A 15,723-nucleotide genomic window follows, 5' to 3' on the forward strand; every position below is an offset into this window, starting at 1 on the left:
TGCTTGATGCTACCGAGCCCACCACGTGCGGCTGACCGCCTCTCGCCGAGCGTGAAACGGATCACCCATTCGAGCGAAGGTTCAGGGGTTTACGGTTTCGAACCATTCGGCGAGAAGCTCACCTTCGGCCACGATCACCGCGGGGCCCGTCATCTCGATCTCGCCGTCCGGACGCTCGGTGATCACCAGGCGTCCGCCGGGCACATCCACGGTGTACGTCGCGGGAGCGCGGGTCACGGCCGGGTCCGCGCCGTCCCTGCGGGCCGCGGCGACGGCCACGGCACACGCGCCCGTGCCGCACGAGCGGGTCTCCCCGGCGCCGCGCTCGTGGACACGCACCGCGACATGCTGCGGGCCCCGGTCGACCACGAACTCGACGTTGACCCCGTCCGGGTACGCCGACTCCGGGCTGAACGGCGGCGGCGCGTACAGATCACCGGCGTGCGCGAGGTCGTCCACGAAGGCGACCGCGTGCGGGTTGCCCATGTTCACGTTGCGCGCGGGCCAGCTGCGCCCGCCGACGCTCACGGTGACGTCGCCTTCGGGGAGGAGCGCCTTGCCCATGCCGACGGTCACGTCTCCGTCCTTGGCAAGGTGCACCGACTTCACGCCCCCGCGCGTGGCGATCGCGAAGTCACCTTCGGCCACATGTCCGGCCCGCTGGAGGTAGCGCGCGAACACACGCACTCCGTTGCCGCACATCTCCGCGACCGAACCGTCGCCATTGCGGTAGTCCATGAACCACTCCGCCTCGGCCGCCATCTCCTCGGCCTCGGGGTGCGCTGCGGACCGTACGACATGCAGCAGACCGTCTCCGCCGATGCCCGCGCGGCGGTCGCACAGGGCGGCGACGGCGGCCGGGGGCAGGTCGATGGCGTTCTCCGGGTCCGGGATGATCACAAAGTCGTTCTCGGTCCCGTGCCCCTTGAGGAAGGCGATCCGCGTGCTCATTCCTCGATCGTACGTGTTCGGTCCGACACTCCGGCGCGCACGGGCCCCGGCACAGCCGAGGCGGCACATCACAGAGGTGAGGCCGGGCAACGCACGCCCCAGGTACGTCAGCGCAGCCGGGCCACGCGCCACACGGCGAGCACCGCCACCGCCGCGACGATCACGACGTACGCGATCACCACACGCCAGTCCGGGCGGCGGCCCGAACCGCGCTGTGGGAAGCCGGGCCAGGTGTAGCCGACCCGGCGGGCGGCCATCATGCCCCAGCCCGCCGCGCACGAGCAGATCAGCAGTCCGAGCATGGCGACCACGGCACCGCCGTCGCCGAACTCGAAGGCCAGCGGGAAGGCGAACATCAGGGAGCCGATCGCGGCCAGGGCCACGATGGGCGCGAGCTGCCAGATGCGCAGCCGGCGCTGGGGACGCAGCTCGACCTCGACCTCGGGCTCCGGGGACATCTCGCCGGGCCCGGGCCCGTCGGCGATCACACCGTCCGGGGTGTCCTCGGGTCCGTCGGAACTCAGCGGTTCTCCATCCGGATCGATCTCCAGACGATCTCCGTCCGGATCGATGCCGTGCTCAGTGTCTCGTGCAGTGTCACGAGGGCCGGCCTCCATCGCCACGCGCCCTCCCAACTCGGCATTCACTGGTCGATCGAAGCTCGATGATGGCACGGCGCCGGAGGCCGGGATGACGGCCGGAGCGTCCCGATGCCATGACGTGATCAGGCTGTGACCGGTCGTTCGACCAACGCCAGCGCGAGCTGCGGGAGTTCTGTGAGATCCGCCGCGGCCCCACTGAGCCAATGCACCCGTGGGTCGCGGCGGAACCATGAATCCTGACGGCGCGCGAAGCGCTTGGTCGCGCGTACGGTCTCGGCGCGCGCCTCTTCTTCATCGCACTCCCCAGCAAGCGCCGCGAGCACCTGCTGGTACCCAAGTGCGCGCGCGGCCGTGCGCCCCTCGCGCAAGCCCTGCGCCTCCAGCGCGCGCACCTCGTCGACGAGCCCCGCCTCCCACATACGGTCCACCCGGCGCGCGATGCGCTCGTCCAGCTCGGGGCGTGCGACGTCGACGCCGATCTGAAGGGTGTCGTACACCGAGTCGTGGCCCGGCAGGTTGGCGGTGAAGGGCTTGCCGGTGATCTCGATGACTTCGAGGGCGCGGACGATACGGCGGCCGTTGCTGGGCAGGATCGCGTGGGCGGCCTCCGGGTCGGCCATGGCCAGCCGCGCGTGCAGCGCGCCGGAGCCGCGCAGGGTGAGCTCCTCCTCCAGGCGGGCCCGCACCTCGGGGTCGGTGCCGGGGAACTCGAGATTGTCGACGGCCCCACGGACGTACAGCCCGGAGCCGCCCACCAGGATCGGCCAGCTGCCCTCGGCGAGCAGCGCGTCGATCCGGGCGCGGGCGAGCCGCTGGTACTCGGCGACGCTGGCCGTGACGGTCACGTCCCATATGTCCAGGAGGTGGTGCGGGATCCCACCGCGTTCCTCGGGCGTCAGCTTGGCGGTGCCGATGTCCATCCCTCGGTACAACTGCATGGAGTCGGCGTTGACGACCTCGCCTCCGAGGCGTTGGGCAAGGAAAACGCCCAGATCGGACTTTCCTGCCGCGGTCGGTCCGACGACGGCGATGACCCGGGGGGCGGGCGGTGCGCTTCTCACCGTCCCAGTCTCGCAAACCTCCGGGCCTGTCCTCGAACGAGTTAAGTGACGGCACGAGTCCGGGGTCGTTGCCTGTTGCGAGGTTCCAGCCGCCGGTTTTCGAGGACCGGTGACCCGGGCGACGCAATGGGACGCACCGGGCAACGCGGGATTTCGCCCTCACGAGTAACGTATGGAGTGGATATGGGCGTTTTTGCACGGCTTCTCCGGAGGTCGAAGGCTACGGAGGAGGCGTCAACCGCTGAGGTGCAGGCCGACACACTGACGGCCGAGACCGAGGCGGAGGTGGCGGAAGAGGCGAAGGGTTCGTCCGAGACCGAGGACGAGGCGACGGCGGAGACCGCCGGTGCCGCCACCACGGAGGACGTGGAGATCCCCAAGCAGCAGACCGCCGAGAAGGCTGCCGACAACGAGGCCGGCGAGGGCGCCCGCAAGTAACTGCCCCTCGAGGGAAGGCGGACCATGGGTCTCCTGGACAATCTCAAAGCCAAGCTGGCGCCTGCCAAGGACAAGGTCTCGGACCTCGCGCAGCAGCACGGCGACAAGGTCAGTCATGGTCTCGACAAGGCCGCGAAGGTCGTCGACGAAAAGACCAAGCACAAGTACAGCGACAAGATCCAGACAGGCACGGGCAAGGCGAAGGGCGCCATGGACCGCCTCGCGCACAAGGACAGCAACGGCGCCACACCTCCGCCGGACGCGCCGTCCCCGCCTACGGCTTCCTGAACACAGCGCACATCGCCGGACGGCCGAGGAGCACTCAGGGCTCCCGGCCGTCCGCCGCGTTCGGGGCGGGGTGGCCGGGGGCCGGTTTCCCGGCGGAGGCGGCTTCCCGGCGGAGGCGGCTTCCCGGCGGAGGCGGCTTCCGGGCAGAGGCGACTTCCCGACGGGGGGCGAGGATCGCAGCCCGTCGGCCGCAGCAGCCAGTGAGTTGGCGCCGGAGTGCGCCGCAGCGGCTCAGTCGCAGCGGCTCAAGAGACTCCAGGCCACGCATGCCGCGAAGGGCCGCGCCTCCCGGGCGGCCACGACGCGGAGGTCGGCGACTACGCCAAGCGCGTCCCGGCACCAGTCACCCGGACGGCCTCAAGCACCACCGTGCTCAGGGACGCCCCCTGAACCACCACGCCAAGCCCCCGAAGCCGCCCCAGACAGCCTTCAGGACCAGGCCGCCACCAGATACCCCACCCCGTACGGCGCGTCCTCGTACAGCAGTGCGCCGCCGAGCCCCGCACCCTCCGCCGCGCCCGCGAGGACCTGCCAGGGGGCCCGCCCGGAGACCTTCAGCTCCTGCGCCAGCTCCGCGTCCAGCGCTTTGAGGGCCGGCACGTCCGCCGCCTCCAGCGCACGCGCGACCCCCGCGTCGAAGCCCGCCGCGCGCTCGTCGAGATAGCCGGGCGCCTTGAGCGTCCGGCAGGCGCTGGCGTCGCCCATCACCAGCAGTGCCACCCGCCCGGCCCGCGCGCCGATGCTCTCCCCGACTTGAATACACCGCTCGGCCTCGAGAGGTTCCCCCACACCGAGACCCTCGACCGGGGCATCGGACCAGCCCGTGCGCTCGAGCAGCCACGCGGCGACGGCGAGCGAGGCCGGAAGCTCACGCTCAGAAACGCCCGGGTCCGACGCCCCACTTCCCAGGCGTACGTTTCCCAGGCGTACGTCGAGATCCACGCCGAACCCGCGGAACGAGCCCCCGGTGCCCTCAAGGTGCGGACCGCGCCCGTTCTGTTCGGCGGGGCCCACGACGACCAGCAGGTCGGGGCGGGAGGCGGCGAGCACGCCCAGCGCGTCCGTACAGGCGGCGCGCGCGGCGTCCAGCTCGGGCGCCGCACCGGCGGCGACGTCCGGGACGAGCAGCGGCGGACAGGGGCAGACTGCGGCGGCTACAAGCATGATCGGCAGCGTAGCCCCGCTCGGCGGCGGAACGTCACTCCTGGATCAGTACGTCGTCACCTGGACCCATTCCCGGCAAGCGACGGAGTCAGTCGCAGCCGCACCCGCTGCTCGCCGCGACCGGCAGCGGCTCGGGCGCGCCGATCTTCGGCAGGCCGAGCATGACGCCCGCCGGCTTCGCGGCCGCGGCGGCGTTGCGCTTCTCCCACGCGTCCCCCGCGCGCGTGCGGCGCACGTTCAGGACGGCGCCCTCGGCGAGGAGGTGGTGCGGGGCGGCGTAGGTGATCTCGACGGTGACGACGTCGCCGGGGCGCACGTCCTCGTCGGGCTTGGTGAAGTGGACCAGGCGGTTGTCGGGGGCGCGGCCGGAGAGGCGGTGTGTGGCGCCGTCCTTGCGGCCCTCGCCCTCGGCGACCATCAGCTCCAGGGTGCGGCCGACCTGCTTCTTGTTCTCGTCCCAGGAGATCTCCTCCTGGAGGGCGACGAGACGCTCGTAGCGCTCCTGGACGACCTTCTTGGGGATCTGCCCCTCCATGGTGGCCGCCGGCGTTCCGGGGCGCTTGGAGTACTGGAACGTGAACGCCTGCGCGAAGCGGGCCTCGCGGACCGCGTGCAGGGTCTGCTCGAAGTCCTCCTCGGTCTCGCCGGGGAAGCCCACGATGATGTCGGTGGTGATCGCCGCGTGCGGGATACCGGCCCGTACCTTCTCGATGATCCCCAGGTAGCGCTCCTGGCGGTACGAGCGGCGCATCGCCTTCAGGACCGTGTCCGAGCCGGACTGCATCGGCATGTGCAGCTGCGGCATGACGTTCGGCGTCTCGGCCATCGCGGCGATCACGTCGTCCGTGAAGTCGCGCGGGTGCGGCGAGGTGAAGCGCACCCGCTCCAGGCCCTCGATCCTGCCGCAGGCGCGGAGCAGCTTGCTGAAGGCCTCGCGGTCGCCGATGTCGCTGCCGTAAGCGTTTACGTTCTGCCCGAGCAGCGTGATCTCCGAGACGCCCTCGCCGACCAGTGCCTCGATCTCGGCCAGGATGTCGCCGGTCCTGCGGTCCTTCTCCTTGCCGCGCAGCGCCGGGACGATGCAGAAGGTACAGGTGTTGTTGCACCCGACGGAGATGGAGACCCAGGCGGCGTACGCGCTCTCGCGGCGGGTCGGCAGCGTCGAGGGGAACGCCTCAAGGGACTCGGCGATCTCGACCTGCGCCTCTTCCTGCACGCGGGCGCGCTCCAGGAGGACCGGCAGCTTGCCGATGTTGTGCGTCCCGAAGACGACGTCCACCCAGGGAGCACGCTTCACGATGGTGTCGCGGTCCTTCTGGGCGAGACAGCCGCCGACGGCGATCTGCATGCCGGGGCGTTTCGTCTTCATCGGGGCGAGCCGGCCGAGGTTGCCGTACAGCCTGTTGTCGGCGTTCTCCCGTACCGCGCAGGTGTTGAAGACGACGACATCCGCGTCGCCGTCCGCGTCCTTGGGCGCGCGTACGTAACCGGCATCCTCCAAGAGGCCCGACAGGCGTTCGGAGTCATGGACGTTCATCTGGCACCCGTAAGTGCGCACTTCGTATGTCTTGGATTCCTGAACGTCCACTGCCTGGCTCCGGTCGCTGCTGCTCATGTGACAAGGGTAGGCGGTACCCGGAGTACCTCTTGTCTCCCTAGGCGTCAGCGGGCGTCCACCCCTGGCTCCGCAGGATCTCGGACACGTTCGGCGCTCTGTAGTGGTCCCCCTTGAGCACCTTGCCGTCGTCCCGGCGGGCGACGCGGCCGTCGGGGCCCAGCTTCGTCATGTTGGACCGGTGGATCTCGGCGATCACCGCGTCGAGGTCGATCCCGTGGACGAGTGCCGTGCCGTACGCCACGTACACGACGTCGGCGAGCTCGTGCGCCAGCCGGTCCAGGGGGCCCGTGACCGAGACCTCGGCGACTTCGGCGGCCTCCTCGGCAAGAAGTTCACCGCGATGCGCGGCGAGCTCCGGGGAGACCTCCGTCGGGACGGTGCGGGCGGCGAGACCGAAAGCCAGGTGGAATTCACGGACCAGGGAGGCGGGAGAGGCTTGCGTCGAGGGCTCCGTAGGGGAATGCATCAGGCGACCCTATCCAGGGGAGTCCGGAGAGGTTGTCCGCATCCGGCGGAGTCAGGAGAACCTGCCTGCACAATCACAGCTCGCCCTGCTGACGGGGTCCCGTCAACGCTGACGCCCCCTCCGCACCCCGCGAGCCCCGCCCTGGCCAGAACCGCGCCCGGACTGGCAGGATCGCGCGCATGTTCCAGGCACTCCCCCACATCGGCAGGCGCCGCGCGCTGTTCGGTTCGGCTGCCGGTTTCGTGGTCTTCGGGCTGCTGCTGTGGTGGCTGCTGCCGCTGGGCGAGGAGTCTCCTGGCGGGACGATCACGTTCAGCACGGGTACGCCGACCGGCGTCTACCAGAAGTACGGCGAGCTCCTTCAGGGCGCCCTCGCCAAGGACATGCCGCGTCTGGACGTACAGCTCCTGAACAGCGACGGCTCGCAGGAGAACGTCCGCCGTGTGGCCACGGGGTACGCCGACTTCACCGTCGCGGCGGCCGACGCGGTGGAGACGTACATGCTGCAGGACAAGCCGGGAGCGGACCAGCTGCGCAGCTGCGCCCGGCTCTACGACGACTATGTGCACCTGGTGGTCCCGCGCACGTCCTCCGTGCGGTCCGTGGCGGACCTGCGGGGCAAGAGGGTCGCCGTGGGACCGTCCGGCTCCGGGGTGCGGCTGATCGCGAATCATGTGCTCGAAGCGGCAGGGCTCGACCCGACGAAGGACGTAAAGCCGTTGGCCGAGGGCATCGGCACCATGCCGGGGCTGCTCAAACAGAAAAAGATCGACGCCTTCTTCTGGTCGGGCGGCCTTCCGACGAGTGCCGTGCTGGAGCTCTCCAAGAGCTACGACATCAGGCTGGTCCCGATAGGGAGCGACCTGATCAAGAAGCTGCACGAGCAGGGGGGCGCCTCCCGCTACTACCGGGCCGCGGTCATGCCCGCCGACGCCTACCCGAAGGCGCAGCTGGGCTCATCGGTGCAGACGGTGGCCGTGGCCAACCTGCTGGTGACGCGGGAGGACGCGGACGCGAAGCTCACCGAGGAGATCACCCGCACGGTGATCGACAGCCGCGACCGCATCGGCCGCAAGGTGCACGCGGCGCAGCTGGTGGACCTGCGGACGGCCATCTACACCGACCCGCTTCAGCTGCACGAGGGCGCGCGACGCTACTACCGGTCGGTCAAGCCCTAGCCGCGCCGTCCCCGCCGCCAGAACACAGCAGCCCCCTCAGAAGCTGGACCGCGACCTCGGCACCCGCACCGTCACCCGCAGGCCGTGCGGCTCGTGATGGTCGTACGCGATGGAGCCGCCGGCCGCCGCGAGCAGTGCGCGGGAGATGGACAGGCCCAGTCCCGAGCCCTTGATGTTCTGGTGCCTGGCGCTGCGCCAGAAGCGGTCGCCGATGCGGGCCAGGTCCTCGTCGCTGAGGCCAGGGCCGCCGTCGGTGACCACCACGGTCGAGAACTCGCCGTTCGAGGCGACCTTCACCTCGACGCTCTCCCCCTCCGGCGTGAACTTCAGCGCGTTGTCGATCACCGCGTCCAGGGCACTGGACAGCGTGACCGGGTCGGTCCAGGCGGTCGTGGCCGGGCAGGTGCCGACGAGCCGTACGCCCTTGCTCTCGGCGACCGGTCCCCACGCGGCCACACGCTCGGACGTGAGCTCGCCGATGTCGGTGAGCCGCAGGTCCGCCTCGGCATGCTCGGCGAGCGCCAGGTCGAGGAGGTCGTCGAGGACCTCGGCGAGGCGCTTGCCCTCGGTCTGGACCGAGGCGATCTCTTCATTGCCCTCGGGGAGTTCGAGGGCAAGCAGCTCGATACGCAGCAGCAGCGCCGAGAGCGGGTTGCGCAGCTGGTGCGAGGCGTCGGCGACGAAGGCGCGCTGCTGCTCCAGGACGTCCTCGACGTTGTCCGCCATCTCGTTGAACGACCGGGCCAGGCGCCGGAGTTCCGGCGGACCGCCGGCGGCCGCTACGCGGGACTTCAGGCGTCCGGTCGCGATGTCGTGGGTGGTGGCGTCGAGAACGCGTACCGGCCTGAGCACCCAGCCGGTGAGACGCAGCGCGGCGCCGAGGGCGAGGAGCATCGCGGCGACCTCGCCCGCGCCGATGATCAGCCAGCCGTGCAGGGTCCGCGAACGCATCTGCCCGGTGGGCGAGTCGGTGACGACGACGGCGACGACGTCACCGTCCTTGACGACCGGGGACGCGACGATGAGCCGGTGCCGTTGCCAGGGCCAGACCTGTTCGGGGTCGTGGCTGCGGCGGCTCCCGAGCGCCTCGTTGAAGGCGTCGCGCCCCTCGCCCGTCTCGGGCAGCAACCAGGTGTCGGGGGCGTTGGCCATGGGGTCGTCATCGCGGTAGAAGACGCCGGCCCGGATGCCGTACAGGCTGTGGTAGCGGGCGAGTTCCTTGCTCAGGGTCTCGCGGCGTTCGTCCGTGGTGCCGCCCGTCCCGGGACCGGTCGACGGGTCGGCGACGTACTGCGCGAGGGCCGCGAAGCGTGCCGTGTCGTCGATGCGGTCGACGACCACCCTCTGCTGCTGCGCGGCCGCGAGGCTCGCCGCGAGCGGGATGCCGAGCGCGAGCAGCACGGCGGCCATCAGGACGATGAGCAGCGGGAAAAGACGTGTGCGCACCCGTCCCCGCTACGCCGCAGGCGCGACGAGCCGGTACCCGACGCCGCGCACGGTCTCGATCAGCGCCGGCATGCGCAGTTTGGAGCGCAGGGACGCGACATGCACCTCCAGGGTGCGCCCGGTCCCCTCCCAACTGGTCCGCCACACCTCGCTGATGATCTGCTCCCTGCGGAACACCACGCCGGGCCGCTGGGCCAGGAGCGCGAGAAGGTCGAACTCCTTGCGGGTCAGTTGGACGATCAAACCGTCCACACTGACCTGACGGGTGGGCAGTTCGATGTGCACGGGACCGAGTCGCAGTCCGCTCTCGGCGGTGGCCGAGGCGTCGTCGGGGACGCTGCGCCGGCTGACGGCGTGGATACGTGCGAGCAACTCCCCCGTGTCGTACGGCTTCACTACGTAGTCGTCGGCTCCGAGGTTGAGACCGTGGATCCGGGAACGTACGTCGGCGCGCGCGGTGACCATGATCACCGGGGTGCTGGTCCGCTTGCGGATCTTGCCGCAGACCTCGTAGCCGTCCTGGTCCGGGAGGCCCAGGTCGAGCAGGACGACCCCGAAACCGTCACTCTCCGGCACCAGCGCCTGGAGCGCCTCCTCGCCGCTGCGGGCGTGCGTGACGTGGAAACCGTGCCGCGCCAGGACCGCGGACAGAGCGGCGGCGACATGGTTGTCGTCCTCGACGAGGAGCAGTCTCATGCCGGCCCCCTCCGGTTCATCGGTCGTACGGTCTCGGATCATCGGTCGTACGGTCTCGGACTGTAAAAGTACGGGCACGCGCGCGCGTGCACCCTCGCAGTCACGCCGATAGGTAAGGACGGCGTCAAGAGGGTTCGGGTTGCGTGCGGCTTCCGTTACCCAGCCGGTACGCCCCCGACGATGATCGTTACGTGGCGTGTCCACCCGCTATCGGATCGTTATGCTCAATTTCCCCTCAGATGTAATGACGCTGGTCGTACGGGGTCACTACTGTCCTCCCAAACCGCGAGGACGGAGCCAAAGAGCGATGACCGAAGTATCGGTGGCCAAGGACGCCGTGGCCGCGACCGAAGAACTGGTCGTCCTGAAGAGCGTCAACAAGCACTTCGGCGCGTTGCACGTTCTCCAGGACATCGACCTGACGATCACCCGTGGCGAGGTCGTCGTGGTCATCGGACCCTCCGGGTCCGGGAAGTCCACCCTGTGCCGCGCCATCAACCGCCTGGAGACGATCGACTCGGGCGCCATCTCGATCGACGGCAAACCGCTGCCCGCGGAGGGCAAGGCGCTGGCCCGGCTTCGGGCCGACGTCGGCATGGTCTTCCAGTCCTTCAACCTCTTCGCGCACAAGACGGTGCTCGAGAACGTGATGCTGGGCCAGATCAAGGTCCGCAAGGCCGACAAGAAGGTGGCCGAGGAGAAGGCCCGCGGACTGCTCGACCGCGTCGGCATCAGCACGCAGGCCGACAAGTACCCCGCGCAGCTCTCGGGCGGCCAGCAGCAGCGCGTCGCCATCGCGCGGGCGCTGGCGATGGACCCCAAGGTCATGCTCTTCGACGAGCCGACCTCGGCGCTCGACCCCGAGATGATCAACGAGGTCCTGGAGGTCATGCAGCAGCTCGCGCGCGACGGCATGACCATGATCGTCGTCACCCATGAGATGGGCTTCGCTCGTTCGGCTGCGAACCGAGTGGTGTTCATGGCCGACGGACGCATCGTCGAAGAAGCTGTGCCGGACCAGTTCTTCAGCAATCCCCGCAGCGACCGTGCCAAGGACTTCCTGTCGAAGATCCTGCACCACTGATCGTCTGTCGTACCTCTCCGTCACCGACGGCCCGCATCCGTCTTCATCCCAAAGGATGTTCACCATGAAGCTCCGCAAGGTCACCGCCGCCTCGGCCGCCGTGCTCGCCCTCGCTCTGTCCGCGACGGCGTGTGGCTCCGACGACAAGGACGACGCCGGTTCCGGCTCCAGCGGCGGCGGCACGATCAAGGTCGGCATCAAGTACGACCAGCCCGGTCTCGGCCTCAAGGAGCCCGACGGTTCCTTCTCCGGCTTCGACGTGGACGTGGCGACGTACGTGGCCAAGGAACTCGGTTACGACGCCGACAAGATCGAGTTCGTCGAGACCAAGAGCGCCGACCGCGAGAACGCGATCGCCCGTGGCGACGTCAAGTTCATCGCGGCCACGTACTCGATCAACGACGAGCGCAAGGAGAAGGTCAACTTCGCCGGCCCCTACCTGCTGGCCCACCAGGACCTGCTCGTCAAGTCGGACTCCGACATCGCCAAGGGCACGGACCTCAACGGCAAGAAGCTGTGCTCCGTGACCGGCTCCACCTCGGCGCAGAACGTCAAGGCCGACATCGCCCCGAAGGCCCAGCTGAAGGAGCTCAGCGGCTACTCGGAGTGCATCGCCGCTCTGCAGAGCGGCGCAGTGGACGCGGTGACCACCGACGACTCGATCCTCGCGGGCTTCGCCGCGCAGGACAAGTACAAGGGCCAGTTCAAGCTCACCGGCCTCAAGCTGAGCAACGAGAACTACGGCATCGGCGTGAAGAAGGACGACACCGCGACCACGGACAAGATCAACGCCGCCCTGACGAAGATGGTCAGTGACGGTTCGTGGCAGAAGGCCGTCGACGCCAACTTCGGTCCGGCCGGCTACAAGAACGAGCCCGCGCCGAAGATCGGCAACATCGTCTCGTAACGCAAGGCTCCGGCCCAGCAACGCAGGGTTCCATGACGCGCCGCCGCCCGCAGCGATCAGGGCGGCGGCGCGCCATGCCCTCCACGTAAGCCACACACCCGGAAGCGCGGGAGATCGTGTTCGACTTTCTTGAAGGTTACGACGTCCTCGGGGCGTTCTGGATGACGGTGAAACTCACCGCCCTCTCCGCCCTCGGCTCCCTGGTCCTGGGCACCCTGCTGGCCGCCATGCGGGTCAGCCCGGTCCCGCTCATGCGCGGGTTCGGCACCGCCTACGTGAACATCGTCCGGAACATCCCCCTGACCGTCATCATCGTCTTCGCCTCGCTCGGCCTCGCCGACATCTTCGGCGTGACGATGGGAGCGCCCGACGATTTCAAGGTCCAGGGCTTCCGCCTTGCCGTGCTCGGTCTGGCCGGCTACCACGCCGCGTTCGTCTGCGAGGCGCTGCGCTCCGGCATCAACACCGTGCCCCCCGGACAGGCCGAGGCGGCACGCGCCATCGGGCTGAGCTTCAGTCAGGTCCTGCGGCTCATCGTCCTTCCGCAGGCCTTCCGTTCGGTCATCGGCCCACTGGCCAACGTACTGATCGCGCTGACCAAGAACACCACGGTGGCGGCCGCGATCGGCGTCGCCGAGGCGGCCTATCTGATGAAGGAAATGATCGAGAACGAGGCCCAGACGATCGCCATCGGTGCCGTGTTCGCCTTCGGGTTCGTGGTACTGACCCTGCCGACCGGCCTCCTCCTCGGCTGGCTGAGCAAGCGACTGGCGGTGAAGCGATGACCTCGGTGCTCTACGACACCCCGGGTCCCCGCGCCAAGCGGCGCAATGTGATCTTCTCTGTGGTCTTCTTCGTCCTGCTTGCCCTCTTCCTGTGGTGGATCTGGAAGACCATGGACGACAAGGGCCAGCTGAAGTGGGACCTGTGGGAACCGTTCACCACGTCGCAGGCCTGGACGACATACCTGCTGCCGGGCCTGGCCAACACGCTGAAGGCCGCTGCGATCTCCATGGTGATCGCCCTTCCGTTGGGCGCGTTCTTCGGCATCGCACGCCTCTCCGATCACCGATGGGTGAGGGGCGCGGCCAGCACGGTGGTCGAGTTCTTCCGGTCGATCCCGGTGCTGCTGCTGATGCTGTTCGCCAACGAGTTCTACGTCCGCTCCACGGACATCGGAAGCGAAGAGCGGCCTCTCTACGCGGTCGTCACCGGCCTGGTGCTCTACAACGCCTCGGTCCTCGCCGAGATCGTGCGAGCGGGCATCCTCTCCCTGCCCAAGGGGCAGTCCGAGGCCGCCATGGCGGTCGGTCTGCGCAAGGGCCAGACGATGACCAACATCCTGCTGCCGCAGGCGGTCACCGCGATGCTTCCGGCCATCGTCAGCCAGCTCGTCGTCATCGTGAAGGACACCGCACTGGGCGGCGTGATGCTCGGGTTCACCGAGCTGCTCAACTCGCGCAGCACGCTGGCGGCCAACTACGCCAACGTCATCCCCAGCTTCATCGTGGTCGCGGTCATCTTCATCATCGTGAACTTCATCCTCACCAGCTTCGCCAGTTGGCTGGAGGGCAGGCTGCGGCGCAGCAAGAAGGGCACGGGCGTGGTCCTCGGCGAGGATGCGGTGGAGATCAACCCCGCTGCGGTGGGGGGCGGCTTCGGGACCGGTGGCGAGGGTGGCGGCCCGAGCGGCTTCACCTTCACCGACAAACCACCCCGATGATCTGATGCACAGTCAAGTGGCTTGAGCGACAGGGAGGCAGTGGCGTGATCGCCACTGCCTCCGTCACTTGACGCAAGCACCGGCAATAGGTTGCATACGTTCTGTGATCGTGCACCCCGCTCCAACTGCCTGTTCCCGTACGTCCCTCAGGGCATCGCTCCGGGCAGGGGGCACCGCGCCATGGACCCGGTGATCATCGTCGGAGCGGGGCCCGTGGGGCTCACGCTCGCCCTTGCGCTCGCCCGCCAGGAGGTCCCCTCCGTGGTCCTCGACGAAGGGCCCGGCAAGGACGAACAGCGGCCCGCGCGGACGGTCGTTCTGCGCGAGGACACAGCCGCGCTGATCGAGCGGCTGACGGGTTTCCCCCTCTCCGAGGCCGGTTTCCGTTGGGCCGGATGGCGGTCGATGCGGCGCAAGCAGGTGATGCGCGAGGTCAGGTTCGGTTCAGGGGGTTCCGAAGACTCCGGGGGCTCGGACGGCCCGAGCCGCGCGGCAGGCCCTGCTGCTTCCGCCGTTCCGGGTGACGCCGCGCCGTTCTCCGCCCCCCTGCACCTCGCCCAGCACGTCCTGACCACCGCCCTGCGCGGGGCCCTCGCGGGCGAGCGGCTCGTCAAGATCGCCACGAGCAGCCGCCTCGACTCCGTCGAGCAGGAGACGTCGGGCGTCACCGCGCACACCCGCGGCCCCAAGGGCACATGGTGGCGCGGCAGTTACCTCGTCGGCTGCGACGGGCCACGCTCGACGGTGCGCAAACTCCAGGACATCCGCTTCCCGGGCCGTACGGCCGTCGAACGACACGCCGTGGCGGCGCTGCGTACGGAACTTCCGTGGCCCGGCGAAGCGTTGTTGCACCGTATGCCGCCGTGGCGGACGTCGGGCCCTTCGGCCGGGGAGGTGACCGCCCGCCCCCTCGCCGACGGCGTGTGGCGACTGGACTGGCTGCTGCCCCCGGGAAAGGACCTGGTCACGCCTGATCTGCTGGTCGCGCGTATCCGGGAGACCCTCGGCGGTTGGAGCGGCGGCTCCACACCTCCGTACGAGCTGCTCGACACCGGAGTCCACACCGTCCACCACCGACTCGCCCGCCGGTGGCGGTCCGGCCGTGTCTTCCTCGCCGGGGACGCCGCGCACCTGCTCGGCGCACTCGGCACCCAGGGCCTGGACGAGGGGCTGCGGGACGCCGACAACCTCGCCTGGAAACTGGCGCTGGCCTGGCACCACGGCCCGCACGAGACGCTGCTCGACAGCTACCAGGCCGAGCGGCGCGCGGTCGTCGCGGCCCGGCTGCGCGCCGCCGACCAGTCGCTGCCGCTGCTGCGCGGCGGCGGAGGGCTGCGCTCGTACGTCCCCGGATCCGCCCGGGGACACGACACGCTACTCACGGACGGTCACCTGGGGCGCGGCCCGCTGGGTGCGCCGGGGGCGTACGCCGATTCGCCGCTCGCGCCTCCGCACGCCGAGTCGGGGACGCCCGTGGACACTGCGCCCGGTGCGCCGGTCGTCGACGTGCGGGTGACGGCGGAGGACGGTTCGTTCGTACCGCTGCGGGAGCGGCTCGGGCGTGGGGCGCTGCTTGTGGTGCTGATCGCGCCCGGTACCGGCGTGTGGGAGCGCAAGCACTGGGTGACGGCCGGAATCATGCCCCGGCTCGCAGCTGCCGTGACCGCGCTGCCGCACCCGGCCGAGCTGCTGGTCGCGGAGAGCTACCCCGGTGCGGCGGCGCACACCGTGCTGCTCATCCGCCCCGACGGGCACCTGGTCACCGCGTTGAGCGGGGTGCGTCCGGCCGATCTGTACGCGGCGGCCGAGGCGACACTGGGCGGAGCGGCGAAGGCGGAGGCGACGGCCAGTACCAGCTGATCCGGCGGTCGCTCGAGCCTCGCTTGAGCGACCGTGGACCAGGGGTCCACATAGTGACTGTCAGTTGACCCTCCCCCACCTCCATGGTGTACTCCGGATCGTGACCGATACCTGTGTGCACCTGTGGCGGAGGGTCCATATGGACCTGGTCCGCTACGCGGGCTGCATCTGTCACCCGTCCTGCTGATTCGCATCCTTCTTCCCGCGTGAGCCGCCTCTGCATGGCCGCGGGCTCCAAGCG

At 69.6% G+C, this 15,723-nt stretch carries 17 protein-coding genes; 9 read left to right on the top strand and 8 right to left on the bottom strand.

The genetic code is table 11. From position 1 onward, the window contains the following. Positions 1 to 81: 81 nt before the first annotated feature. The 3 genes from dapF to miaA all read right to left on the bottom strand — a co-directional run bounded on the left by dapF (position 82) and on the right by miaA (position 2,614). The gene (gene dapF, locus OG266_RS11310) at positions 82 to 951 is read right to left on the bottom strand and encodes a diaminopimelate epimerase (RefSeq protein WP_371545192.1); all 870 of its coding nucleotides are present in this window, start codon (positions 949 to 951) and stop codon (positions 82 to 84) included. Positions 952 to 1,058: 107 nt separating this feature from the next. Continuing rightward, positions 1,059 to 1,568 (bottom strand): hypothetical protein, encoded by a 510-nt coding sequence (locus OG266_RS11315; protein WP_371552745.1) that lies wholly within the window; start codon positions 1,566 to 1,568, stop codon positions 1,059 to 1,061. 107 nt (positions 1,569 to 1,675) lie between these two features. Then, positions 1,676 to 2,614 carry a tRNA (adenosine(37)-N6)-dimethylallyltransferase MiaA gene (miaA, locus tag OG266_RS11320; protein WP_266474353.1) on the bottom strand — a complete coding sequence of 313 codons (939 nt, stop codon included), beginning with the start codon at positions 2,612 to 2,614 and terminating at the stop codon, positions 1,676 to 1,678. 246 nt (positions 2,615 to 2,860) lie between these two features. On the opposite strand from miaA, the gene OG266_RS11325 reads away from it, so the two are divergent. Next, on the top strand, positions 2,861 to 3,052 hold the full coding sequence (locus tag OG266_RS11325) for a gliding motility protein (RefSeq protein WP_323178371.1): 192 nt from the start codon (positions 2,861 to 2,863) through the stop codon (positions 3,050 to 3,052). A 24-nt stretch (positions 3,053 to 3,076) separates the two neighbouring features. Next, on the top strand, positions 3,077 to 3,340 hold the full coding sequence (locus OG266_RS11330) for an antitoxin (RefSeq protein ID WP_329545159.1): 264 nt from the start codon (positions 3,077 to 3,079) through the stop codon (positions 3,338 to 3,340). Between the two features lie 429 nt (positions 3,341 to 3,769). Here the strand turns inward: OG266_RS11330 and OG266_RS11335 are convergent, their stop codons facing one another. The 3 genes from OG266_RS11335 to OG266_RS11345 all read right to left on the bottom strand — a co-directional run bounded on the left by OG266_RS11335 (position 3,770) and on the right by OG266_RS11345 (position 6,588). Beyond that, positions 3,770 to 4,504 (bottom strand): class III extradiol dioxygenase subunit B-like domain-containing protein, encoded by a 735-nt coding sequence (locus OG266_RS11335; RefSeq protein WP_371545195.1) that lies wholly within the window; start codon positions 4,502 to 4,504, stop codon positions 3,770 to 3,772. An 88-nt stretch (positions 4,505 to 4,592) separates the two neighbouring features. After that, positions 4,593 to 6,119, bottom strand: a complete 1,527-nt coding sequence (miaB, locus tag OG266_RS11340) for a tRNA (N6-isopentenyl adenosine(37)-C2)-methylthiotransferase MiaB (protein WP_371545196.1) — start codon at positions 6,117 to 6,119, stop codon at positions 4,593 to 4,595. Positions 6,120 to 6,159: 40 nt separating this feature from the next. Next, complete coding sequence (locus OG266_RS11345; protein ID WP_371545199.1) at positions 6,160 to 6,588, bottom strand: MazG nucleotide pyrophosphohydrolase domain-containing protein; 429 nt, start codon at positions 6,586 to 6,588, stop codon at positions 6,160 to 6,162. Between the two features lie 179 nt (positions 6,589 to 6,767). Here OG266_RS11345 and OG266_RS11350 point away from each other — a divergent pair, with 179 nt between their 5' ends. After that, on the top strand, positions 6,768 to 7,766 hold the full coding sequence (locus OG266_RS11350; protein ID WP_371545201.1) for a TAXI family TRAP transporter solute-binding subunit: 999 nt from the start codon (positions 6,768 to 6,770) through the stop codon (positions 7,764 to 7,766). 36 nt (positions 7,767 to 7,802) lie between these two features. On the opposite strand, the gene OG266_RS11355 is transcribed toward OG266_RS11350, so the two are convergent. Then, the gene (locus OG266_RS11355) at positions 7,803 to 9,212 is read right to left on the bottom strand and encodes a HAMP domain-containing sensor histidine kinase (protein WP_329545164.1); all 1,410 of its coding nucleotides are present in this window, start codon (positions 9,210 to 9,212) and stop codon (positions 7,803 to 7,805) included. 9 nt (positions 9,213 to 9,221) lie between these two features. Next, positions 9,222 to 9,908 (bottom strand): response regulator transcription factor, encoded by a 687-nt coding sequence (locus OG266_RS11360; protein WP_371545204.1) that lies wholly within the window; start codon positions 9,906 to 9,908, stop codon positions 9,222 to 9,224. A 307-nt stretch (positions 9,909 to 10,215) separates the two neighbouring features. Here OG266_RS11360 and OG266_RS11365 point away from each other — a divergent pair, with 307 nt between their 5' ends. The 6 genes from OG266_RS11365 (at position 10,216) to OG266_RS11390 (ending at position 15,669) form a co-directional block, all read left to right on the top strand. After that, entirely contained in the window at positions 10,216 to 10,992 is a 777-nt protein-coding gene (locus tag OG266_RS11365) for an amino acid ABC transporter ATP-binding protein (protein WP_371545207.1), read from the top strand. A 64-nt stretch (positions 10,993 to 11,056) separates the two neighbouring features. After that, positions 11,057 to 11,899 carry a glutamate ABC transporter substrate-binding protein gene (locus OG266_RS11370; protein ID WP_266474369.1) on the top strand — a complete coding sequence of 281 codons (843 nt, stop codon included), beginning with the start codon at positions 11,057 to 11,059 and terminating at the stop codon, positions 11,897 to 11,899. Positions 11,900 to 12,015: 116 nt separating this feature from the next. Continuing rightward, positions 12,016 to 12,684: an amino acid ABC transporter permease gene (locus OG266_RS11375; protein WP_266474372.1), complete on the top strand. Its 669-nt coding sequence runs from the start codon at positions 12,016 to 12,018 to the stop codon at positions 12,682 to 12,684. Then, positions 12,681 to 13,622: an amino acid ABC transporter permease gene (locus OG266_RS11380; protein WP_266474374.1), complete on the top strand. Its 942-nt coding sequence runs from the start codon at positions 12,681 to 12,683 to the stop codon at positions 13,620 to 13,622. Before OG266_RS11375 ends, OG266_RS11380 begins: the two co-directional genes overlap by 4 nt. Before the next feature lie 180 nt (positions 13,623 to 13,802). Continuing rightward, a complete protein-coding gene (locus OG266_RS11385; protein ID WP_371545212.1) occupies positions 13,803 to 15,482 on the top strand; it encodes an FAD-dependent monooxygenase in 1,680 nt (559 codons plus the stop codon). A gap of 115 nt (positions 15,483 to 15,597) precedes the next feature. Beyond that, the gene (locus OG266_RS11390; RefSeq protein WP_323178383.1) at positions 15,598 to 15,669 is read left to right on the top strand and encodes a putative leader peptide; all 72 of its coding nucleotides are present in this window, start codon (positions 15,598 to 15,600) and stop codon (positions 15,667 to 15,669) included. Positions 15,670 to 15,723: the final 54 nt, after the last annotated feature.

Origin of the sequence: Streptomyces sp. NBC_00554 (assembly GCF_041431135.1) — a bacterium.
Classification (GTDB): domain Bacteria; phylum Actinomycetota; class Actinomycetes; order Streptomycetales; family Streptomycetaceae; genus Streptomyces.

Bases quoted from the DNA above. Each gene is read 5' to 3' on its own strand.
- dapF (WP_371545192.1), bottom strand. From the start codon at position 951: ATGAGCACGCGGATCGCCTTCCTCAAGGGGCACGGGACCGAGAACGAC.
- OG266_RS11315 (WP_371552745.1), bottom strand. From the start codon at position 1,568: ATGGAGGCCGGCCCTCGTGACACTGCACGAGACACTGAGCACGGCATC.
- OG266_RS11330 (WP_329545159.1), top strand. From the start codon at position 3,077: ATGGGTCTCCTGGACAATCTCAAAGCCAAGCTGGCGCCTGCCAAGGAC.
- OG266_RS11335 (WP_371545195.1), bottom strand. From the start codon at position 4,504: ATGCTTGTAGCCGCCGCAGTCTGCCCCTGTCCGCCGCTGCTCGTCCCG.
- miaB (WP_371545196.1), bottom strand. From the start codon at position 6,119: ATGAGCAGCAGCGACCGGAGCCAGGCAGTGGACGTTCAGGAATCCAAG.
- OG266_RS11345 (WP_371545199.1), bottom strand. From the start codon at position 6,588: ATGCATTCCCCTACGGAGCCCTCGACGCAAGCCTCTCCCGCCTCCCTG.
- OG266_RS11350 (WP_371545201.1), top strand. From the start codon at position 6,768: ATGTTCCAGGCACTCCCCCACATCGGCAGGCGCCGCGCGCTGTTCGGT.
- OG266_RS11360 (WP_371545204.1), bottom strand. From the start codon at position 9,908: ATGAGACTGCTCCTCGTCGAGGACGACAACCATGTCGCCGCCGCTCTG.
- OG266_RS11365 (WP_371545207.1), top strand. From the start codon at position 10,216: ATGACCGAAGTATCGGTGGCCAAGGACGCCGTGGCCGCGACCGAAGAA.
- OG266_RS11370 (WP_266474369.1), top strand. From the start codon at position 11,057: ATGAAGCTCCGCAAGGTCACCGCCGCCTCGGCCGCCGTGCTCGCCCTC.
- OG266_RS11380 (WP_266474374.1), top strand. From the start codon at position 12,681: ATGACCTCGGTGCTCTACGACACCCCGGGTCCCCGCGCCAAGCGGCGC.
- OG266_RS11385 (WP_371545212.1), top strand. From the start codon at position 13,803: ATGGACCCGGTGATCATCGTCGGAGCGGGGCCCGTGGGGCTCACGCTC.